This is a genomic window from Mycoplasma putrefaciens KS1 (assembly GCF_000224105.1).
Taxonomy (GTDB): Bacteria; Bacillota_I; Bacilli_A; order Mycoplasmatales; family Mycoplasmataceae; genus Mycoplasma; species Mycoplasma putrefaciens.
Window position 1 is genome coordinate 425,127 of the sequence record NC_015946.1, and the last position, 23,118, is coordinate 448,244.

Genomic DNA, 23,118 nt, shown 5'->3' on the forward strand with positions numbered 1-23,118 from the left:
CATTGGAGGACAAAAAAATGAAAAAACACTTTATTAATTTATTGTCGTCACTTTTTCTGTTCATTCTTGTTATAATAGCTAATGAATCATTTGGATATGCAGGAGATAAGCCTTTACACGTTTTAGGACAACACACAACTCCTTATGCGTTAGCTGTTGTTGGGTTTATTTTGACAGGAATTAGTTTAATAATTCCAACAGTTCTAACATTTTCTAAAAAAGCTAGAAAATATGAAAAAACACTAACAATAATTAACTTGATAATCACAATTTTTGCTGTTTTATTATTAATCATTGCTGTACCATTATTTATTGCTGCAGAGAATGCAGGAAAAGTTGGTCCAGGTATTGGAATTGTTGTTTTATATCTTGTAGGAATTACATACTCATCTAAAACTCATATGTCAATAATTGTTGATGAACAAAATAAAGACCAAAAAAGACAAAAAACAAATGACAAACAAGACAAAATTAAAGAAGAAAAAATAGAAACTAAATAGAGCAATGCTCTATTTTTTAATTCAAAATTATCTGCTAGGATGTAAAATTATATCTAGTGTTAAAATTACTATATGTTTAGAATTAATACAGGAGTTTTTATGCGAAAAAATAAGAATGTAAGCATTATTTTAATTGCTGGTGGTAGTGCTAGTAGTAAGTCCACTGTTGCAGATAGAATTGCTAATAAAATTTTAAAAGATAAATCTGTTTCACATTTATCAATGGATAACTATTATAAAGATTTTAAGGATCTTTCTATTGATAAAAGAAAGCAAATAAATTTTGATCATCCAAATTCTATTGATATAGATTTACTGATTCAGGATTTAAATAAACTAAAACAAAGACAAGATATAACTATTCCAGTTTATGATTTTATCGAGTCAATCAGAACCGATCAAACTAAATTTGTTAAAGCAAGCGATGTTGTTATTTTAGATGGAATTTTTTCCTTACACTTTGAAAACCTACGTGATTTAGGTGATATTAAATTATTTATTAAAACAGCTGATGATCTAAGATTTATTAGAAGATTAACACGAGATATTAATGAACGCGGAAGAACTATTGAAAGTGTTGTTGATCAATATCTAACAGAAGTAAAACCGATGCATGACATTTTTATCGAACCATCAATTAGTTATGCCGATTTAATTATTCCTTACAAAGAAGGAAATGAAGTTGCTATTGATATTGTTGCAACCAAAATAAAAGATTTATTAAACGAATAAAAACTTAAAAAAACACTTTATTTGAATAAATCGCTAAATTAAAAAAACCAACTAGTTGGATCTACTAAAATATTTACAATCTTTTTATACTTTAACAAGTAAAATTAAATATACAAATTAGTCTTGTTAATTTTAGTTTGATTGGTTATTAGCATCATTTATTTTTTTAGCATTAGAGTTAATTTCTGTAACTATTTTGTTTATGTTTTTATATGATTCTTCAGTTTTATCTACATATGTATTAAAGTGTTTTTGCTGTTCAGAATTTAATGCTTCTCATTCTTCAAGTTTTTTTGCAATAATTATGATTGTTTTTCTGATCTGGTCCAAATTCTTAGAAATATTATAGTCTCTAATTGCTAGTTGTTGAGAGTATAAAATGGCAGGAAGTGTAGTAGGTGATGCTAGTCAAACTCTTGAATCCAAGGCTTTTTGAAAAAGATCATTAAATTTAATTAAAATTAAATCAAATATGACTTGACTTGGTATGTACATAACTACACTTTCAATCTTTTCTTCATGAGAAATATATTTAACTTTTAAATCCTCTATCATTTTATTTATTGATTTTTTAAAACTTTTGTACGCTTCTCTATACTCTAGTGAAGTTTCATTTTCTGATAATAATATTTCAGTATTTTGAAGTAGAAATTTTGAGTCAATAGCTATTTTTTTATCATCAATTCCAGTTTTAATAATTGTTTCAACTGTTACACCTGTTTTATATGTATACTGAGTTTGTCAAATTCCATTTATTTTTTCTTCACCTAAGATGTTTCTCATAATTCATGCCAATGTAATTTCACCAAGATTACCTCTACTCTTACTATTTTTAAAAATTTGAGATAAATCTGATAAATTTTTTGAAGTGGTTTCAATTTTTTCTTCTACTTTATTTAGATTGGTTTTTTGTTCAATAGATACTGTTTTTATACTATCGATAGTCTTTGTTAATTCATTTAGCGAATCACTTAACGCTTTTTTTCTTTCGATTCATACAGCATCTTGTTTGAAAATTCGTCTTCAATCTTTTTATTGGTATTTTTAAAATCTTTTTCAATTAATTCATAACTAAAATTATTTGTTGGTAATTGTGAAGAATGATTTTTACTTTTAACTAGAAAAATAATCAATCCTATTAAAATTATCACAACTATAAGTAAACAAATTGACAAAACGTTAGTTAAATTTATGCAAGTCCTCATTTCTACTATTTTTATAAATATTTTAAACTGTGTTCTTTTAATTGTATAGATCTATATAGACTTTATAAGTTCTTTAATTAAAGTTAGATATTAAAAAAATCTAGACATTATTATCGTGTCTAGACTTTAGTTTATTTAGTAAAATTTGGTTTATGCTCTTGTTTTCAATCAGGTGATGCGTCTTTATCAAAATCTGTATGCAAAATCGTACTAGAAACATTTCAACTTGAAATATCTTGCTTAAAATTTTTAGCTTCTGAAAACATTTTTGTCATATTTGCTACTTTTGCAGTGTTTCAGTTAGTGATTGGTTGGTTAAAGTTAATAGCACTAAAAAACATACTATTCATATCAGTAACTCTTGCAGTACTTCAAGCTGTATAATTTATATTATTTGCTATTATAGGTTTGGTACTAATATTTTGATTAAATGCTTCTGCAGAGTAAAACATTTCTCGCATGCTAGTAACATTTGAAGTGTTTCATCTACTAATGTCTTGATTAAATAATTTTGCAAATTTAAACATGTTATTCATGTTTGTTACATTAAAAGTATTTCAATTAGCAATTGATTGATTAAACTTAGTGGCTTTAAAAAACATACTATTCATATCAGTAACTCTTGCAGTACTTCAAGCTATATAAGTTTTATTATTTATTGTTACACGTTTTGAATTAATATTTTGATTAAATGCTTCTGCAGAATCAAACATATTTTGCATCTTAGTTACTCTTAAAGTGTTTCATCTACTAATATCTTGATTAAAAGATTTAGCTATACGAAACATACTACTCATATCAATTACATTAGAAGTATCTCATTCAGTAATATTTTTCAATCCTTCATTTGCTGTTGAATTAGAAAATGCAGAATGCAAACTAGTAATTGCTTTAGAAAAGTTTTTGGTAATTTTTTTAACTTCATATGGCATTTTTATGATTTGTATCAACTTATTTTCATTTTTAAAGTAACCAACTTGTAAAACTTCATATTTTAATGATTCTCAATCACTATTTAAAAAATTAGCATCCAAAGTAGAAAAGATTTCGTTAATTTTAGCTCTTGGATTTTGATCAGTAACTTTAAAAATTAAAGCCCTATTTGAATCGTTAACTAGTCCAAATGGTAGTCTAATAACATGATTTTTAAACTTTACTGTTAGATATTCAGAATTTTTACTAAACAACACATTTTTATTAGCATCAGAAATTTGATTAAATTCTATTTTCTCAATCGGAAAATTCTTTCTAGTTTCAGATAAAACATATTTAAGATTATTTAAAACATCTTGTTTAGTGTCTAAAGAGCTTGATTTATTTTTAAAGTGATCATTTCAGATACTTTTTAAATAAACAATTTCTTGGTCTTTGTTTTGTTCAATTTCTTGTTGATCAATAAATTGTCTGTTTCGAACTGCAGGATAACTAACTCCTCAAACTGCGGCTGCTGTTAGCACCCCTACTGATAAATAAAATAATCCCATTTTTTTAGCCATATTTATTACTATTCTTTCTTAAAATTAGTTTTAGTCTTAAAATATGAATATATTAAAAATAAGTTATCTTTCAATAATAAAGTGTTAAATAACTTTTTACTTATAGTTTTTGCATTTAAATTACTAGTATTTATATAAAATTATTATATATTATCTATCTTTTTTATAAAAGTCTAACTTTATGTCACTTTAAGCTTTTTTAAGTTGCTTATTTTACTTTTTGTAGCTATTACTCTAATAGATTAATTTATCTATTAAAATTTAGAACTGTAAAAATAGGTGTGTAAAAAAAATAAGGTTTGCTTGTCAGACTATATTTTTAATTTCTAAGATCAAGAACATAAAAAATAAGGTTAGTCTTAGCTAGCCTTATTTTTTGTTTTTTATGGTTTTTGTGTTTTTATAGGTGTACATCTATATACTATCATTATTTTTTCTAATTGTATAAATGTCCTAAATTTTTTTAAAAAATTTATCAAGTTTAAAAGTATCTTTTGGTTTTAAAACTATATAAACAAAACAAAAAAGTATGGTCAATTTAGTTAATAGACATCTTACAGCTTTAAAAAACTATCTAAAAATAAAAAATATCATTTAATCTAAGTTTTACGATAAAATGAGAGAAATTTAATATAAATTTAGTCAATATTATAAAAATTTATAACTCAACTTAATGACTTAGAGACAATTCAATTTTAATTAATTTTATAGTTGCTTTTAAAATATACGCAGCAAAAATTTTATTAAGAACCTATATTAAATGACTATCAGAATGATTCAAATTTAATTAAGATAAAAACAATAACTAATTATTATTTATTCTTTTGTTATCAAGTTGTAAAAACCTTGCTTCTCACCTATGTTAAATAAAATGAGACTTTATAATGTTTTAAAATTAAAATTTAATGCCTAATCGAAAGGAAAAATCGATTAATTATAGTGGGTCAAAACAAACTGTCATAATGCTAAAAATATATACTATTTACTATAAAAACGGCTTATTTTAACTGTAAAATATCAAATATTTCATAAACAGTTATTAAATAAAAATACTTGTTGTTACTCGTTATTCTTTTAATTAAAATGTAGTAACTTTATGATTTCTACCACTGTATACTAAAGACTAAAATTACTATTTTAATTAAGTTTTTCGATAAAATGAGAGAAATTTAGCATAATTTTAGCCAATATTTTAAAAATAAATAAATTATTATGATCTAAATTAACTGATTTTGAATAGTCTTCTATTTCATAATAAACAGTATTTAAGCTTTTACTCTAATTCATAAATTTGTATTTAAAATTAAAAATACGAAATTTACACTTTTAAAAAATTTTAAAATTATCTATGGGATAACTGAAAAATTAAATCAAAATGTGGTTTAATGCATTTAACAAAACTTAGTTTGTTTATAAAATAATCTTAGATAAGAAAGTTTGAGTCGGGATCAAAATCATGAAAATAGATAAAAACACTAATAAGAGGTTTTATTTAAATTGAAGATGATATTATCATTTAGTCTTATTATTCATTCTTGTTTATATGTTTGTTGTGGCGATTAAGTATGGTGTTATTAAAGAAGGGTGATACAAAAATTTAACTGATAATAATAAATATAATTTCATTTTAAGTTATGATGCAATGAACTCATTTTTTACAACTCATGTTAACTTATTAACTTTTATTTGACTAACTATTATCATTCTAGGATATGACAAAATTAGAACTAACTCAAATTGAGCTTGAACTGCAAGAAACTTAATTTTAAACTGAAATATTCTTATGTTTTTAGGATTTTTAGTCGGATTAATATTTACCACAACAAGATTAGCTAACCAACTGGTTTTAATCGAAAGATGAACTAGATATCAAACTATAGTTACTGTTGTTGTACATTTTGTAGTTCCTTTGGCTTTAGTTATTATTTATTTTTTTGAACAAAATTCCTGCTATTATCAGTTTAAAAAACTTACAAAATATTGAAATGAATTAGTACTAGTTAATATTTATCCCTTATTTTATCTAGGGTTTGTAATTGTTAGATCCATTATTTATAAAAAGGCTGTCATTCAAGATTATCGTTTTGTTTATGGATTTTTAAACTTTGAAAAACCACTGTTTGGTTCGTCAAGTATAGTTTATTTGGTCTTATTATTTATTATTACTATTTTAGTAACTCTTGTGGTTCATATTAATATAATGCTATATAACAATTTATGTTTTAATTATCAAAATAAGAGTTCTAAAACTAATCAACTTAAATCTGACCAAAAAAACTTAAACCAGAAAAACAACAACTATAAAAGTTAGTGGGTGAAAAAATGAAAAAACAAAAATCCTCATTTCCAGGAAAAAAACTAGGTAGAAATTTTTTTAAATCAATTAAAAAACCTTTTAGTTTTTTTTATTGATTAGCTGAATCGCTAACCGTATTTAAAAGAAATAAACATCAAAAATACGTTAGTGAAATTTCTGAATTAAATAAGATTAATAAAATAATGAAATATTTTTATAAAAGAGAAGAATTCATTTTAAATTCTGATAATAAAATTAGACCTGTGGTTTTTAAAACTGATGATGATCTAAAAATAGTTGGATTAAAATATATCACAAATCCAGACTCTAAAAAATGGATCATTACCTCACATTGATTTGCTGGACATAAATATTGAGGATTAATACATGTTAAAGCTTTTATCGAGCTTGGTTATAATGTTTTAGCTTATGATTTTAGAAATCATGGAGAATCTGATCAAACTGATGTGGTAAGTATGGGTTTATTTGAAAGTAGAGATCTGATTGCAGCAGTTAAGTATTTAAAAGAAACTGAACAAGTTGAAAGTTTAGGTTTATTCGGTATGAGTATGGGTGCTTATGTTACTAACTATGTAGCAACAACTCAAAAAGAGTTACTAGATAGTAGTAACGTTAAATTTATTATTAGTGATTCAACTTATGGATCTATGGAATCATTATTATATAAGACTTGAAGAGTCAGGTTTAGACCACTTTTAAATAAAAGACTAGCAAGAAAAATCATTAATAAAATTATTGCTGCTCAAAAAGCAGCTACTAACCAAGATCAAGAAGAGCTAAACTTATTTAATAAATATGAACTATATGATATTATTCCAGCTAGTGCTCCAACTCTTTTTATTCATGGAACTAATGATAGTATAACCCCACACACTGATACTTTGAGATTATATATTGACCGTATAAATCATTGTAAAGATGATGAAATTTTAATTTATAATTCATGTAGCCATTGTTTCGCATTAAAAAATCATTATTATCAAACAGTTTATAGAATTTTAATGTTTGAAAACAAAATCATCAAAGAAGATCTAACTACTAAAAAAGCATTAGAAAAAATGAATATAACAGATGAAATTATTAAAAATAATTTCAATGAAATAAAAGAAGTACCAACCTTTCATTTTTCAGTAAAAAATAAAAAAGATTAATTAATTTTTCAAATATCTAGCTAATAAAAACTTCTAAAATTTTTGATTAGAAGTTTTTTAGTCAATATCAACAATAACAAATCTTAGTGGGTTTCCTCCAAGTTTTTCATTCATTTCACTCTTTTCGATAGAATTGGGATTTTTTACTTTTAAAAATTCGGCTTTAATATATTTTAAAATATCAAATTTTTCTGCTTTAAATTGGTCTTTTGATAGTTCAGAATATAAAAATGCATAGTTAAAAATTGAGGTTTCAATATTATCATTTTTTTGTCTTATAGTAATTTTTAAAATACTATAATCTGAAGTTAGTAAATACATTTCATCTGTGTCATTACTTCTATTTCAGACACCAAATTGCAGAATTTCGTTAGTTTTTAATTTTCTAAATGCCCCAAATTTTAAAGCGTTATTTTGAGAATTTATTTTAGCAAATTGATTGTCATCATCATAAGCAAAAAATGTAAATCTATTTAAGTTAAATAATGTTGAAAGTCAGTTCTGCTTAAATAATTCATCAACTTTTTCATCATAATGTTTTTTTGGGTATGTATTATCATTCCCATAAGCAATTATAAAAGTGTTAGCATAGTTCAAATATTCATCTTTAACTTTTTTATAATATTGATCATTAAATGCTAAAACTTTTTGCTCAGAAATATATTTTATTTTTTTATTTTGGTCTTTAAAAGATAGGTCTAACAACCTATTAATGTATTCATGTTGTAAAAAAATTTCTCATCTGTCTTGATTTTGATCACTGAAATTTTTTTTATCAATTTGAATATTAGAATTTGAAATTGTTTCTTTATTTGAGTATTTAACTAAAAATGTTAAAGTTGATAAAATCATAATAAAAGTCAATATTAAAAATGAAACTATAGCTATTTTGTTATTTTTTTTCATTAGTTAAAACTTCCTTTGAAAGTAAAATCCCAAGTGATGGATAACCATGTTTTTGAATTAATTCAGTTTCAAAAATTTGATATCCATTTTGATCATTATGATGAATAGAAGTATGTAAAATATCAGCTAAAGTCTTTAGTGCTATTGTTTTTGTTTTGGTTTCTGAAAATAAGATGAATTTATCTATTTCAATACTATTAGCTGAAGCATTATTTTTAGGAGCAAACATTCTAATTAACATATTACTTTTTCTTATATAAAAAACATTTTTACTTAAATGTTTAGACTCACTACCTATTGCAAAGTTATCAATATAGTTATCTTTAAATTGCTTTGTTATTACAGAGCGATTTTCTTTTTCTTTAATTTTTTTTAAAAAATCTTCTGAATGACTTGCTTTTGCTGTCGAATCTAAAGATCAATATTTAGTAAATTTAAGAGCGAATTTATCAATATTTTTTAAAACGAATAATCAATTTTTAGAATAAAAATTTTTTAGTTCTCTTTCACTTTCTTCCTTTTGATTAATTAGATATTTATTACTTAAATCTTTTACTTGTTTGAATAGTTCTTGCTCTTTATCTTTATTTTGTGAATTTAAAAATTTGGTCTTTTCTATCTGATTGTTGTTAAAAATTAATTCAATAATGTTATTAATAAATTCATCTGATTTTATTTTTTTAGAATCTCTTCCATCTTTATAAACTGCAAAACCACTAGGGATTTTAAGTTCTAATTTATTGGCATTTTTTACTTGTAATGCTACTAATAAAAATATAGCCAAAGCAATCGGAATTAAAGCAGAAAAAATAGAAATAATTTTTATAACTTTTTTATTATTCATAAACATTTCTTAGTGAAAATCTAAAAATTTTTATTTTAGACTCAGAATTCTCTTTCTTGTTATCTATTTGATTTATTGAATTTAGTGAAGTTATTAATGATTGAGTGTATTGATTAATAGCTAAAAATTCATAAAATTTGTTATCACTATTTAAAAATTTTTTATATATTAAGTTTTCATGAAAAGTAGGTTTTGGTTTAACTTTTAATTGGTTTATCTTATTTTCAAGGTTAGATATTAAATTAGTTCTTTTTTCAATATAAGTTTTTAAATTTTTAACAACGGTTTGAATTTCATTAGATTTATCTTGTTCTTTAAAAATTGCAATAAATTGGCTTTTTATCTTCTCTTGATTTGGCATTTTATTTTTTAAATTATCAAGATTATTTTTAAACTTTGTTCAACTTGAGCTAATTTTTGATTCAGACCCATTGTTAGTTTTTAAATCAGAAGTTAGTACATTAACTATTTTTTTAAAACCTATATTGTACTCATTAAAAATTGATTTTATTCTCCAATCTAGTTTATCAATGACTGGTTTTCATATCTCATATTCTTGATTTATAAATTCTTTTTGAACTTGATCAACTTCACTATTTTCAAATTTTTCTTTTTCAGTTTCTAAAAATTTATCAAGATTATTGGCTCTAGATTGATGAATTTTATTTTCCAAATCCTCAAGTTCTTTTTGAATGTTCTTGTGATTTAAAATTATAAAAAGATCTGGATGCATTTCAATGTTTATTTTATTATCATTTTTAGTTTGATATTTTACTAGTTTAATAGCTTTATTTTGATCATAAATTAAATAAAAAACTTGTTTTTCTTTGTATTGATCAACTTTGTCAAGATTTTTAATATTAATAGTTATTAGTTCTGATGGTTGTTTATCGTTAATTTTGATTAAAGGAGAGTTAAATTTTTTGATCACTTGTTCGAATAAGTATTTATCATAACTTGATGAAGTATAAAAATCAGCATAAGGATTAAAAGTAAAAGCAAACTTATTAATATTATTTAATATTCAATACCAGTGAAGATGTAAATTATTTTTAATAGTTTCTTTAGCTTTTTTCATCACTTCTCTATACTGGGTATTAACTTCATCATCAATGGTATTAGAAATAAATAAAGGATATGAAGTTAAAGCATATTTAAAATCAGTAAAAGCATTCACAAAGCGATTTTCCTGAGACAAAATATAATTTTGTTTTTCAGCTTCTTGGTTTTTAAAAACAGTATTTAAAATAGTTCTAATGTGTGGATTTTCAGATAATTTATTTTTAAATTCTTCTAGTTTAAAGTTTGTGTTAGTTTGTAACTTATTTACTCTAAATGTATTTGATGAACTAATACCAATTGCAGTAAAAATAATTAAACTACTAGCTAGTAATAACTTTTTCATAAAACAATTCCTCTAAACTTTTTTGTTTAGCTCCAGTATATAAAACACTTCCATTATGGATTAAAGTAACAGAATTAGCATACTTATCAATTTCAGATAAAATGTGTGAACTAATCAAAATGGCAATTTGTTTTTCTTGATTTAGCTTTTGTAAAAAAGTAAATAGTTCATGTCTTGCAGTGGGATCTAAATTTGCAGCTGGCTCATCTAAAATTAGTATTTTAGGATCATGTAGTAATGCTTGGATTAAAAGAATTTTTTTCTTTTGACCTGATGAAAAATTTGCTGGTTTTTCGTTAATTAACTGTTCAATATTAAACATTTTTAAAAAGGCTTTAATTTTCAAATCAGCAGTTTCAGAATCAATTTTTGAAAGTTTTGCAAGATTGATTAAATACTGGTAACTTGTTAACTCTCTAGGAAATAAAGCACTCTCAGGAACATAACCCAAATAAGTTCTTGCTAGTGGATTATTAATATCAATTTGATTGATTAAAACTTTACCTTTGTATTGTACAGATGCACCAATAATTGTTTTAATAGTTGTAGTTTTTCCAGCACCGTTTTCACCAATAAAAGCATGAAAATCACCTTTATTAACAACCATACTAATATTTTTAACACCTCTATTTGACTGATCAAAAATTTTGCTAAGATTATAAATTTCTAAGACTTTTTGCATTCTAGATATACTCCTTTTTTTGATAAAGTTTAAAAACTAATACAAATTCAGTTGCAATTAAAATGATTCATAAAGCAAATATAATATATTTGTTTACTATTTGTTGATTTCTTGTAATTGCATATAAGTTAGGTGCTGAAGAAAATAAGTAATTATCATCACTTTTTTCTAAGTGATATCTTATTACTGGTTTCTTTTCTTTTTCTAAAACTGTTTTATTAAAAGCTTTAAACCCACCTATTAAAAAATCTTGATTTTTGATTTTTAAACTTATTTGATAATTGGCATAGGTATTTTCATCATTAGGATTTTTGATCATAGCTTGATAGATTAAAGAATCTTGATTGTTAAAATAAATATAATTCATTAATAAAACAGCTTTGTAAATATCTAGCTCATAAATTGAACCTAGTTTAGCTTGTTTTATTGAATTTGGATCAAAAAGGTCTAAATTAAAATTTTGATAAGTGTTAATCTCACTATTTGGATTGGCAAGATATTCTGAGATTTTTTGTAGTAATCAAGAATTTAATTGTTTTAAAGATTTTTTGTTATTTGATAATTGGTAAGTTAATTGGTTAACAAATTTTTTAGCAATTTGATTAAACTTCTGATCTTGTAAAGCTTGAAAGACTTTATCTCATTTAATTCTTCCAACAAAACTACTATCATTATTTGAAAAATTAGCTTGATCATCAATAAAATCACTTTCAACCTTATCAACACCAACTCGTGCATAAATCACATCATAATTAGTAATTTGGGTTTGATCTGAAAAAATCGAATGTGCTTTTAATAATCCTGGAACAATATAGCTTGCAAAGATTTTAGTTTGAAAATTTGCATCAAAACTTTTAGTTAAATATTTAGTTTGTTTTAAGTTATCAATTAATTTGTAATTATAAGAAATATCATCTAAGTTTTTATAATAAAGATAGTTGCTTAAATTGGAAGTGTGATTATTAACAGAGTTAAATAAGTTTTTATTTTTAAAGTTAAAAATATTAATTAATTGATAAGGAATAGAAATTCAAGAATAAACTTGTCACGAACTTAAATTTTGATTAGTGTGTTTAACTAAATCATTTAAATATTTTAATTGCTGTTCATTAAACTCTTTGTTTTCAAAACCATTTGGCATTAATAATAGCTCATCTTTATTATTGTTAAGAAAATAAGCTTCAGCATTTAGTTGATTACCTGCATGATGATACTGATATTTTTGATTAATAAAAAAGCTAGCCTGATCAAGATTTGATCTAACATTACTTGCTAAGACCATTCCTGTTAAACTTAAAGGAATAAAGACTATTAAAGGAATGGTAATCGCGATTTTTTGACTTAGCTTATAACTTAATAAACTAACAAATAAACTAATTAAAAAATAAACAATCAAACTAACAATAAATAATAACAATGATTTTAATAAAATCTCAACAAAATTATTAGTTGCATATAAATACAAAAAACCTGAAACCAATAAACTTGCTGATCATATTAAGCCAAAAAATGCTAAACAAATTAGTTTACCTAAAATTAAAGATTTTCTTGAAATTGGTTTTGAAAGAGTAATTATTTCTAGACCTTCTGCTTGTAGATCTTTGAACAAGTTTAATGCTTTAATCGATCCATAAATAACACTAACTACAATAATTAAAAAAGTGTATAAAAAACTTGCTAAATCATGATATTTGTCAGTAATGATAAACTTAAAAATAAGTCCAACAATAAACGAACTAATTACAATAGTGATAGGAATAAGTAATGATGATTTCTTTTTTAAAATAATGTTAAAAGCAAAAAAAGCATAGTCAAAAGCTGACTTTAACACTGTAGATTCACTTCTCTTTCTTATTTATAAAAATTATAAATAAGAAAATTAAAAAAGAAAAAATTTAACTAAGAATTTAGTATTTTTTAAAATTAAAATGGTTTTTTTATTCTAGTTAACTATCAAAATGTTAAAAAATTAAACAATAGTAAATGGTCCAGTTCATTTGTAATGATTAGTTCAAAAATTAAAAACTTTCATCACAGGAATATAACTAAGTTTAATAGATTGCGCATAAGTTCTTGCTGCTTTAAAATCAAACTCATATTCACTAATTGTTGTTTTAACTAGTTTAGTAACTTCATCATTGTAATAGATTTCTAATTTTTGTTTATATCTTATAGATAAATAATAAGTGACAAATAAACACATTAAAAATGCAAAACATAAATAACTACTAATTGGATTAATTCAAAGTCACAATAAAACAAATTCAAACTGACTAATACGATCATTGCTAGTGTTATCTATCATAAAATTAGTATTTGAACGATGATAAATATATAAAAACACTGAAAATATAAAACTAACTGTAATTAAAAAAAACAGAGTATAAGGAATTGTGTATATTAAAGTTTTATAAGTAGTTAGTTTGTTATCTTTTTGAATTTGTTTAGCTGAAATTCATAATCTTGAAATTAAATAGTCTAACTCATAACCAGTTGATTCAAAAATACGTTTACTAATAAAGATTTGTTTTTTATTTTTATGTACATTTTTAAAGATTTTAATCATCTTTTCAGTATCAGTATAAATAACTTGATACTCTTTTAAATTAAACATAATTTGAAAATTTTTGATAAGATTGTTAATCTCAGTTGAAGTAATATTATTATTTGAACTATTTATATAAGGTACTGTATGGTTTAAATAAGATTTTGTACAAAATAAATACAAGATTAGAATTGAACCTAATAAAAAAACATTAATTACTAACAATAATAAATTTAATCAATTATGTGTCATATCATTCCTGTAAATTTTTTGATTTTTATATGTAATAATTTTATCTTATTAAACTGTTGTTTAAAAGTTTTGAAGTTAAAAAGAACTAGTCAAAAGATTTGAATCTAGTTCTTTAAAATTATAATTCTGCGTTATGATAAACATTTTGTACATCTTCTAAATCATCTAATTTGTCTAACAATATTTGAAGCTGTTTTTTAGTGTCTTGATCTTTAATAACTATTTTTTGATCAATGGGAATCATAGTTGTTTCAGAAATACTATATTGGTCTATTTTTAAATCATCTAAAGCCTTTTTAACGCTTGCAAATGATTTAAATGGAGCATAAACAATAATATGATCGTCTTGTTCAACAACATCATTAACTTCAAGATCTGCTAGCATTAAAGCTTCTAAAACTTCTTCAACTGTTTTAGCTTTAAAAGCAAAGATTGAAACATCATCAAATAAAAAGCTTACTTTTCCATCAGGATTTCCGTTATTTTTATTAAACACTTCTCTGATTAAGGCTGCTGCTCGGTTGACATTGCTTGTTAAAACATCAACAATAATGGCTGTATTACCAGGTCCAATTCCTTCATATCTATTAGCTGTATAACTTTCAGAATCACCACCAGCTGCTCTTTTAATCGCTCTTTCAATGACATCTCTTGGTATTTGGTTAGCTTTAGCTTTGTCAATTACTGAACGTAGTGCTAAATTTGAATTTGGATCTATGCCACCTTGCTTAGCGGCCATATAAATTTCTTTTGCTGCTCGACCGTTTGCTGCAGACTTTTTAGCTGCAGTTTTAGCCATTGAAGCAGCTCTAACTTCGTGTGCTCTTCCCATTATTTTGCTCCTTATTTTTAAGCTCTTTTTCTAATTGCTCTAGTTTAGGCATGATGACATTCATAATTTTATCAATATTTTCTTCATCTGCATTGACTACAAAAAACGGAAAATCATAAATATTTTTTTCATAAAATTCATCATAATTTTTATTTAGAATTTCTCAATATGAATTATCAATTAATAGTTCTTGCGGCCTTCCTCTTTGAGCTATTCTTTTTATTGATGTTTTGGTAGAAACTTTTAAATAAATAACAATATCAAATTTAACTCTTTCATCTGGTAGCTTTAGATTTTCTAAAACCACATTATCATAAAAATCAATATAAGTTTTATAATCTGTTGGATTAACATTCCCTAGATCATAATTAACTTTCATAAAGATCGGATCTTCTAAAATAGTTCTATCAAAAATGATATCTTTTAACTGCTGAGCTTGTTTTAATTGTTTAGATCTAGCTGTTAACATATAGATTTGCATCTTAAAAACAGTTGCTTTTAAATCTTTATAATAATCATCAAAATATGGGTTTTCTTCAATTGGTTCAGGAAAAATTTCATATCCTAAACGTTTGCTGATTTCTTTTGAAACAGTCGATTTTCCTGCTCCAACAGTACCAAAAATAGCTATTCTCATCTTATCGCTCCAATTTTCTTGCTAATTATATTTTAATACACAATTTAACTATCTTTTTGTCTTATAGACTTATAAATTCCATAAAGCTTTTTCACTTCATTGGGTTTTAATTCTCGATATTGACCTGGTTTTAAATCACCAATTTCGAGAAATTCTATTCTAGTTCTTTTTAACTTAATTAAATTTAAATTAGCTGCTTGTAGCATCTTTTTAACGTGATGTTTTCTTCCTTCAGTAATTGTTAATTCAATGATTGAAAAGTTCTTTTCTTGGTCATATTTTAATAATTTAGCATCAATTGCTTTAGTTAAATAATTATCATCGATAATAACTCCATTGACTAACTCAGCTATTTGCTTTTTTGAAACTATTCCAGCACACATTGCCTGATAAGTTTTAAAAAATTCATATCTAGGATGCATAATAAAATGTGACATTTCTCCATCATTTGTCATAATTAACAAGCCACTAACATCATAATCTAATCTACCTATTGGATAAACTCGATGTGGCAAGTCTTGAAAATAATCAGCAACGGTTTTTCTTTTTTTAGGATCATACATTGTAGTTAAAACTAGTCTTGGCTTATAAAACAAATAATAATATTTTTGATTAGCCGAATCTGAAATTACTTCTTGGTTATTAATTTCAATTTTTGCATTACGATCAACTTTGGTTCCTAATTCAGTAATAATGATTCCATCAACTTTAACTCTACCACTAGTGATTAATTTTTCGGCAGCTCTTCTCGAAGCATAGCCTCTGTTAGCAATTACTTTTTGTAGTCTTTCTTTAGTCATATTTTCTCCTTTTAGAAGCACTAATTTAATTAATAGATTTTGATTTAGATGGATAATTAATTGATTTGAGCTCTAATCTTAGTATTTAAATAGTACAAACTATTTTTTTCAGTTTAACTATAGTTTGTGGTTTAGTCAGCTAACCTAATTATAATAAAACTAATTAGAATTAATAGATGAAAAAATAAATAGTAGACTTAATAAGTTTTGAATGCTTTTAACTAGATTTTTTATTAAAAAGCAATATAAAAGAACCCTTTTCTAATTTTTAGATTTTTTAAGGTTCTTTTATAACTATAAACAATAACAAGTGTAATTCTAAATAATAATTAACACTAATTAAGCTCTAATTTTTTAATTTCTTGAACTGTTTTTTGATAGTCTTCAGATGAAAACAACATTGAACCAACTACGATTCAATCAAAACCATAGTCAATTAGTTGTTTAATATTTTCTCATCTAACTCCACCATCTATTTGAAATTTTAAATGACTGAATTGCGCTTTTAATTCTTTAATTTTAGCTAATTTATTTCAAGTTTGATCTTCAAATTTTTGACCAGTAAATCCTGGTTTTATTGACATGAAAGTAACTTGATTTAGATCATTTAATAGTGGTATTATTTCTGAAAAATCATTGTTTAAATCAAGAGCAATTCCTGGTTTTAAACCAAGATTTTTGATTTCTTTAATTCATTGTTTTGCTTGGTTGATATCTTTTATGGTATTAAAATGAAATGTAAAATAATCAGCATCTTTAAATAACTTAATTTTATCTAATAAATCAATTGCCATTATGTGCACTTCAATTTTCAAATTAACAAAAGTTTTTTTAATATCTTGTAATAGTTTAGCGCTTAAACCATAGTTTTTGACAAATACCCCATCCATGACATCAAAATGAATTTGATCAATTCCAGCTTTGATTAGATGATTAATTTCTTCTTTTAAATTAACTAAATCAGCACAATAAATTGAAGGTGTTAGTTTCACTATCTTAAAAACTCTCTAATTTTTTCTTCTGCTTGTTTTTGATCTAATAAGTTTTCTAAAACAATCTTTCTGTCAAAATCAATACTATTTTCTAAGTCTGAACCACAAACAACCGCTAGAATTGAGTCATCTGTAGCATCAAATGAGTTTAAATTTGTATGTGTCACTTGAATATCTAATCCTAATTGTTTAACAACATTTTTTAAATTCATTTCAATTAGTAATGATGAACCTAAACCTTGACCACAAACAGCTACAAGTTTATTTTGTTTTTTAAGATCATATTTTGTAGTTAATACTTGATTATGAGAATCTAAAGTTACTTCTGATTGTTCTTTTTGTACAAGATCAGATTTTTGGCTGTCATTTGCTTTTTGTTTTTTCTTAAACAAACTTAATACTGGTAGTAAAGCTCATAAAACAACACTTATCACTGGAATCAATCAAACAGCGATTTTAGCTCCTGATAGTTTTGTGATAATTCCAAATGGTAAACCTAATAAAAAGTCACCATCACCTCAAGCTACTTGTTGACCATTTTCAGAAATAGTTGGAATCATTTGTAAACCTAAAAATAGGAATGGTACAAATGAAATGATTAATCCGTTAATAAATGAACCAATTACAGCTCCTTTAATTCCACCTTTAGAATTTCCAAACACTCCACAAGTTGCTCCTACAAAAAAGTGCGGTACGATACTTGGAAGAATAATCACTCATCTTTTTGAGTCAACACCATTTATACTTGTAATTAAAATAGTAATTCCCATCACAATGATTCCTGCAACAAATGAAGAAATAAATCCAATTATTACTGCGTTTGGTGCGTATGGATAGACAGTTGGACAATCTAAAGCAGGTTTAGCATCAGGGACTAATTTTTTAGAAATTCCTTGAAATGATGGAATAATTTCAGCAATAAACATTCTCACTCCAATTAAAATAATTTCTACACCTGCAGCGAATGTAAATGCTTGTAATAATCCTTGAACAAAGACATCATCATCTTTTTTAATTACTCCCGCAGTGATCATTGCTTGATAACCTTTAACTCCAAGAGTTGTAAAATAGATGATCAAATAAATTACTAACATTGTAATACCAATAGCAACATTAGTATTTCTTAAAAAATTTAATCCTTTAGGGAAATTAATTTCTTCAGTTGAACGGTATGGTTTTTTACTAATTTTTGCTAATCCTGAACCGATTGCTCCAGATAGTCAATATCCTAAAGCTCCAGTATGACCTAAAGCGATTTTTTCATTATTTGTAATTCTAATAACGTGTTTATTTAGTAAAACCGGACTTAGTACCATATAAATTGAAACTACTAATCCACCTGAAATAACAACTGAAACTATGTTTGCTGTGTTTGATAAATTTAAACCCGCAATATGCATAGTAGCTGCAAACATCACTGAAAAGTAAAATAACACGTGTCCGGTTAAATAAATATATTTAAACTTAGTGATTCTTGCTAAAACTATATTTAAAACCATTGCAGTAATCATAATTAATGATCCTGTTAGAAAAACATTTGATGTATTAAGTAATAAACCCGGAATTACATCATTATAAGCTATTGCCCCAGTTCTACTAAATAATAATGTGAATGCTCTTCCTAATTTATCAATAGCTCCAGCAATTACTCCAGCTCCTCCACCAATAATTAGAAATCCTACAGCTGTTTTAATTGTTGAAACAATGGTTTCAGAAAACTTTTTTCTTTGTAACAAACAACCAACAAATGCAAATAATGCAATTAATATGGCTGGTGTACTAATGAATTGTGTGAAAAAATTAACAACGTAATTTCCAAAATTCATATTTACCTCTTTATTTATCGTATTTTTCTAAAACTAACTCTAAGTCCTTTTTATTTTTTATTTTTTCTAGTTGCTCAATAAATTCTTGATTATTAAATAATAGTGCAAATTTTTGCAAAATATCAATATGACTTGAATTATCTTTTGCAAGTAATGCTAAACAAAAATTAACATGATAACGACTCTCATTTTTAAAAATAATAGGTTCTTTAAAGACAGTTAAACTAATAACATTTTCTTTTCACTCTGGTTTGGGTGTTAAATGAAGTAAAGCAATTTTTGGTGCAACAATATAATAAGGACCATTTTGCTTAGTAATTTTTATTATTTCTTTTGGATATGAGTTATCAACATACCCATTTTGTATTAATAGTTGACTAGCTATTTCGACTCCTTGTTCTCAAGAATCAACTTTTTTGTCTATATAATCAATAAGTTCTTTTTTAAATAACATATTCTCCTTCTACATCAATTAACACACTTTGATTTTATCATTTGAAACAAACGTAATTTTCAATCATGCAGTTTAATATCTAAGCTAGTTAAAATAATCTTAAAGACTAAAATTTGTTGAATGGTTTTAAAACTCTATTAAAAAATGGTTTAAAAAAACTTAATAGCTTTATAAACAATATACTAAAGCCAGATACAAGTTAAAAAACTATACAAAAACGTCAAATATAAATCTATTAAAAAGTTAAAAAAGTAAATAAATTTTAGAAAACATCTAAGAATAACAAATCATTTGATCTATATAATTTCTTTAGTAAAAATATGTTCATTAAGAATATCTTTTTTCATTACTAAAACAATGTAACGTAACTGATTGTAATGTATTATTCGTCTTTGGTTGGTGCAAAAGTAGGGAATTTTATTAAGATGCTGTACTATTTTTATGAGTTTAATCTTTTCTGTAGCTAAATTAAATAAAAAAACAACTTCTAAAAGTTGTTCAGGGTTCTTTCTTTTGATTTATCCAGATCATAAATTCGTAGGAATAGCTAGCAAGAACCACACTGCCGATATAGTAAGTAAATATAATAGATTATTTACAATGTTAAGAATTAATATTGCTAATAGTTTTTGATTTTAATTAAATTAATTATGTAAAATTAAATTACTAACTTTATCTATTGTAATCTTTTTTGTATTCATTATAAAACTTTTTTACTAGCCTATTTTTTGTTTATTTGCTTTATATTTAGTAGATCTACCACCATTTTCTTTAATAATTTTATTATCTTCTAATAATTTATTTATTATTTCATTTGCTCTAGTTCTTTTTACACTAGCAACTTGTTCTATATCTTGTCTTGTAAAAAGGAGAGTTTTTTGAATGTAATTTCAAACAATTTCGTCTTGTGAATTAGTACTTTTATTTTCTAAATCAACTGTCTTTATACCGATAATGCTTTCAATAATATTTAATTTATTACTTTTAAAAAGATCATCTTTTTATAGTTTAAATTTCATAGAATTACTTTAAATAAATGTTCATTAGACATAAATACAGGTTTTAAATCATTTAAATAGTTAGGATGACTAGCATATAAATCTATAATTTTTGTCAAACCACTTCCTTGTTTTTCCATATAATTTATTCTTCAAAAATTTCATTTCTTCTTCATGAAACAACAGCTCACGTTGGAACTTCTTGGATATTTGTCTCATCAAACATGCCTCCCGGTGACGTAATTTCAATTCTATCATCATAAATATCTACATCAATTTGTAAACCAGTAATAGAATAGTCACGGTGAGTTAATGCGTTTACTAAAGTTTCTCTAACCACTAAGAAAGGATAATTAGGATAATCTATTCTTTTTGAGTCTTCTTTATTTCATATAATAGGATTATATTTGTTAATAAACTCTTCTGTTTTTATAAAAATATCTATTAAACTTCCATTAAATTTTTTTGTATCTAGTTATAGAATGTTTAAACTGGTTTTATCATTATCATTTCATCTTGTAGCATGAACCTTAGAATAACTTATAAAATTATTATCCGCTATTAAAGCACCGGCATGTGTTAAAAAAATATCTCTTACTAAATCAAGAGAGGTTAGTTGACTAAGAGTTTTTGCTTGTTGTCCTATTGTGCTTAGTTTTGAACTCAAGCTAGTGAAATCTGCTTATTTTCAATTAATTTTAGTTTTAAAGCTGTCAAAAGATTGCTTAGAAACTTGAAACATCAAATTTCTTAACTGAGTTGTATTAGCCTTTATACTTTGATTACTAGATCTAATATAAGCTGCATCACCTTTTTAGTTATATATCGGTATGGTGTTTGTTTACCTTTTAAAGCATTAACAGTAATGAATTTCAAATCATTGTATTGTTCTATTTCGCAGAAAATTCAGGATTTAGATCTATTTTAGTTTTGATAACTTCACTAATTGTATTGTAGTAAAACCTGTTCACTCAAAATCAGGTAATCTATTTATATCTATATTAATTTTCATTTTTATTATTAATAGGGTGATATTCTTATTATTTAAAAAAAATCATTTGAAATTGAATTAATATAATTTTCATATGCACTTTTAAAATAAGAGTCTTATTGGCATCTATATCATAATGATCTTTGGTTTGTTTCTTTTATCCATTAATGTACTGATATTTTTAAAAGTTTTATAAAATAATTCTGATTAGGATAAAATAAATTGTTAAATTTTATCTACAATCTTCTTTTCAATTTTAAATCCTATAATTTTATTTTTAACAGTATTTAAATGCTTATTAATTACTAATTCAGTAGCTTCTAAAATTTTAGTTGCTTCTTTTTTTATATTTTCAGCGGACTTACTGATTTCATTAACTTTATTAGTAATATTTTTTAAAGCATTATCTAATAAATTATTTTTAAACTCTTCAAACTCATTTAAAATATCTTGTTTTTCTTTAAATGATAATTCTTGTTGTAGTCTATTTAATTTAAGATCTTTGTATTTTAGTGCAATAGTTTCTAAAACACCTAACATAGTAATAAAATACATCGGTCTAACAACAAACATATTTTTATAATCACTAACTCGATAAATTAAACTATCACTAGTTTCATATTCTAATTCACTTACTAATAAAGCATAATCTAGATTCTTTTTGTTTCGATCATCATCTAGTTTTTTGTAATGATCACTATTTTTCTTTTTATTTTGTGAATTTAGTTGTTCTGATTTCATTTCACACATGACACTTAATAATAAATTTTGTTTTTCAGGTTCAGCATAAACTTTAAAAATAAAATCACCTTTAGTTGCTTTAGATTCGCCATCAATTTTAATTGCTTGATTATCTTTTGATAAATCTGAAGTTTGAAAAGCAAAAGTTGAAATTTTGTTGAATTCATTTAGACAATAATTTTCTAATTCTTCACCAATTAGTTTAATATTTTTAGTTAATTTTTCTCTTGTTATAAGTTCTAGATCTTTTTTCAAATTATTAATTTGTTCATCTTTTTTACTAGTTAATTGTAAAATTTGGTTTTCTTGAATCAATTCTAAGTTAGCTAGTTTGTTTTCTAGTTCAACTATTCTAGCTTGTTGCTCAAGTTTAATAATTTTTATTTGATTAGCTAGTTTTTCGCTTAATTGTTGTTTGTTTTGTTCTATTTGGTTAACCAGTGTTTGATTAGCTGCTTGCAATTCTGAGATTTGTTGAATTTTTTGCTCAGTCTCTTTTTGATATTGTTCAGCTAATTGTTGTTGATATTTTGTTTTTTCAAGTTCAGCAGTTAAATTTCACTTCTTTTTGGCTTCTTCTAATTTATTTAAATAAACTTGGTCTTTTTTTAAATTAATTTGTTCTAAAACGACACTTAAGTCAATTTCTTGAGCTTTTGATAAATCTATCACACTTGACTTTTTAGCATCTTCAAGTAATTCAATAGAATGTTTGTTTAGGATCTTAAATTTAATATCTGACATAAAACCTCCAGTTAAAGCTTTCAATATATATTCTAACTTATCTTAATAAAACTCTTAGTTAAACTTAT

Annotated in this window: 23 protein-coding genes; 4 read left to right on the top strand and 19 right to left on the bottom strand. The window is 24.4% G+C overall.

The genetic code is table 4. The features are described 5' to 3' along the window. Positions 1-17 precede the first annotated feature (17 nt). Positions 18-500, top strand: a complete 483-nt coding sequence (locus tag MPUT_RS01810) for a hypothetical protein (protein ID WP_014035101.1) — start codon at positions 18-20, stop codon at positions 498-500. A gap of 99 nt (positions 501-599) precedes the next feature. Then, positions 600-1,232 (top strand): uridine kinase, encoded by a 633-nt coding sequence (gene udk, locus MPUT_RS01815; protein WP_014035102.1) that lies wholly within the window; start codon positions 600-602, stop codon positions 1,230-1,232. A gap of 132 nt (positions 1,233-1,364) precedes the next feature. On the opposite strand, the gene MPUT_RS03580 is transcribed toward udk, so the two are convergent. From MPUT_RS03580 to MPUT_RS01825, 3 genes are all read right to left on the bottom strand, one after another. After that, complete coding sequence (locus MPUT_RS03580; protein ID WP_202944345.1) at positions 1,365-2,249, bottom strand: DNA recombination protein RmuC; 885 nt, start codon at positions 2,247-2,249, stop codon at positions 1,365-1,367. Continuing rightward, the gene (locus MPUT_RS03585) at positions 2,204-2,437 is read right to left on the bottom strand and encodes a hypothetical protein (RefSeq protein WP_148235953.1); all 234 of its coding nucleotides are present in this window, start codon (positions 2,435-2,437) and stop codon (positions 2,204-2,206) included. The genes MPUT_RS03580 and MPUT_RS03585 overlap by 46 nt, the downstream gene beginning before the upstream one ends. Before the next feature lie 131 nt (positions 2,438-2,568). Continuing rightward, positions 2,569-3,933 (bottom strand): BspA family leucine-rich repeat surface protein, encoded by a 1,365-nt coding sequence (locus MPUT_RS01825; protein ID WP_014035103.1) that lies wholly within the window; start codon positions 3,931-3,933, stop codon positions 2,569-2,571. Between the two features lie 1,456 nt (positions 3,934-5,389). Here MPUT_RS01825 and MPUT_RS01830 point away from each other — a divergent pair. Together MPUT_RS01830 and MPUT_RS01835 are read left to right on the top strand one after the other, a co-directional pair. Then, entirely contained in the window at positions 5,390-6,244 is an 855-nt protein-coding gene (locus tag MPUT_RS01830; RefSeq protein ID WP_014035104.1) for a hypothetical protein, read from the top strand. 11 nt (positions 6,245-6,255) lie between these two features. Continuing rightward, complete coding sequence (locus tag MPUT_RS01835) at positions 6,256-7,401, top strand: alpha/beta hydrolase (RefSeq protein ID WP_014035105.1); 1,146 nt, start codon at positions 6,256-6,258, stop codon at positions 7,399-7,401. Positions 7,402-7,458: 57 nt separating this feature from the next. Here the strand turns inward: MPUT_RS01835 and MPUT_RS01840 are convergent, their stop codons facing one another. The 16 genes from MPUT_RS01840 to MPUT_RS03735 all read right to left on the bottom strand — a co-directional run bounded on the left by MPUT_RS01840 (position 7,459) and on the right by MPUT_RS03735 (position 23,050). After that, a complete protein-coding gene (locus MPUT_RS01840) occupies positions 7,459-8,307 on the bottom strand; it encodes an aromatic motif membrane protein (RefSeq protein WP_014035106.1) in 849 nt (282 codons plus the stop codon). Continuing rightward, positions 8,294-9,151 carry an aromatic motif membrane protein gene (locus MPUT_RS01845; RefSeq protein ID WP_014035107.1) on the bottom strand — a complete coding sequence of 286 codons (858 nt, stop codon included), beginning with the start codon at positions 9,149-9,151 and terminating at the stop codon, positions 8,294-8,296. The genes MPUT_RS01840 and MPUT_RS01845 overlap by 14 nt, the downstream gene beginning before the upstream one ends. Continuing rightward, positions 9,144-10,556 carry an aromatic motif membrane protein gene (locus tag MPUT_RS01850; RefSeq protein WP_014035108.1) on the bottom strand — a complete coding sequence of 471 codons (1,413 nt, stop codon included), beginning with the start codon at positions 10,554-10,556 and terminating at the stop codon, positions 9,144-9,146. Before MPUT_RS01850 ends, MPUT_RS01845 begins: the two co-directional genes overlap by 8 nt. After that, on the bottom strand, positions 10,534-11,238 hold the full coding sequence (locus MPUT_RS01855; protein WP_014035109.1) for an ABC transporter ATP-binding protein: 705 nt from the start codon (positions 11,236-11,238) through the stop codon (positions 10,534-10,536). Before MPUT_RS01855 ends, MPUT_RS01850 begins: the two co-directional genes overlap by 23 nt. Position 11,239: 1 nt before the next feature. Then, positions 11,240-13,069 carry an ABC transporter permease gene (locus MPUT_RS01860; protein WP_014035110.1) on the bottom strand — a complete coding sequence of 610 codons (1,830 nt, stop codon included), beginning with the start codon at positions 13,067-13,069 and terminating at the stop codon, positions 11,240-11,242. A gap of 138 nt (positions 13,070-13,207) precedes the next feature. Further along, the gene (locus tag MPUT_RS01865) at positions 13,208-14,035 is read right to left on the bottom strand and encodes a hypothetical protein (RefSeq protein WP_014035111.1); all 828 of its coding nucleotides are present in this window, start codon (positions 14,033-14,035) and stop codon (positions 13,208-13,210) included. A 118-nt stretch (positions 14,036-14,153) separates the two neighbouring features. Beyond that, positions 14,154-14,867 carry a YebC/PmpR family DNA-binding transcriptional regulator gene (locus tag MPUT_RS01870; RefSeq protein WP_014035112.1) on the bottom strand — a complete coding sequence of 238 codons (714 nt, stop codon included), beginning with the start codon at positions 14,865-14,867 and terminating at the stop codon, positions 14,154-14,156. Continuing rightward, the gene (locus MPUT_RS01875) at positions 14,845-15,504 is read right to left on the bottom strand and encodes a deoxynucleoside kinase (RefSeq protein WP_014035113.1); all 660 of its coding nucleotides are present in this window, start codon (positions 15,502-15,504) and stop codon (positions 14,845-14,847) included. The genes MPUT_RS01870 and MPUT_RS01875 overlap by 23 nt, the downstream gene beginning before the upstream one ends. Before the next feature lie 44 nt (positions 15,505-15,548). After that, on the bottom strand, positions 15,549-16,304 hold the full coding sequence (locus MPUT_RS01880) for a pseudouridine synthase (RefSeq protein ID WP_014035114.1): 756 nt from the start codon (positions 16,302-16,304) through the stop codon (positions 15,549-15,551). A gap of 335 nt (positions 16,305-16,639) precedes the next feature. Further along, a complete protein-coding gene (locus MPUT_RS01885) occupies positions 16,640-17,296 on the bottom strand; it encodes a ribulose-phosphate 3-epimerase (protein ID WP_014035115.1) in 657 nt (218 codons plus the stop codon). Then, positions 17,296-19,122 (bottom strand): PTS ascorbate-specific subunit IIBC, encoded by a 1,827-nt coding sequence (locus MPUT_RS01890; RefSeq protein WP_014035116.1) that lies wholly within the window; start codon positions 19,120-19,122, stop codon positions 17,296-17,298. The genes MPUT_RS01885 and MPUT_RS01890 overlap by 1 nt, the downstream gene beginning before the upstream one ends. Before the next feature lie 10 nt (positions 19,123-19,132). Beyond that, entirely contained in the window at positions 19,133-19,576 is a 444-nt protein-coding gene (locus tag MPUT_RS01895; protein ID WP_014035117.1) for a PTS sugar transporter subunit IIA, read from the bottom strand. Between the two features lie 970 nt (positions 19,577-20,546). After that, positions 20,547-20,714 (bottom strand): hypothetical protein, encoded by a 168-nt coding sequence (locus MPUT_RS03800; RefSeq protein ID WP_238523143.1) that lies wholly within the window; start codon positions 20,712-20,714, stop codon positions 20,547-20,549. Between the two features lie 5 nt (positions 20,715-20,719). Then, positions 20,720-20,914 carry an ATP-binding protein gene (locus MPUT_RS03805; RefSeq protein WP_231992240.1) on the bottom strand — a complete coding sequence of 65 codons (195 nt, stop codon included), beginning with the start codon at positions 20,912-20,914 and terminating at the stop codon, positions 20,720-20,722. 135 nt (positions 20,915-21,049) lie between these two features. Next, entirely contained in the window at positions 21,050-21,241 is a 192-nt protein-coding gene (locus MPUT_RS03810; RefSeq protein WP_231992241.1) for a hypothetical protein, read from the bottom strand. Between the two features lie 549 nt (positions 21,242-21,790). Then, positions 21,791-23,050, bottom strand: coding sequence for a DUF2130 domain-containing protein (locus MPUT_RS03735; RefSeq protein ID WP_014035118.1), 1,260 nt, complete (start codon positions 23,048-23,050; stop codon positions 21,791-21,793). Positions 23,051-23,118 lie beyond the last annotated feature (68 nt).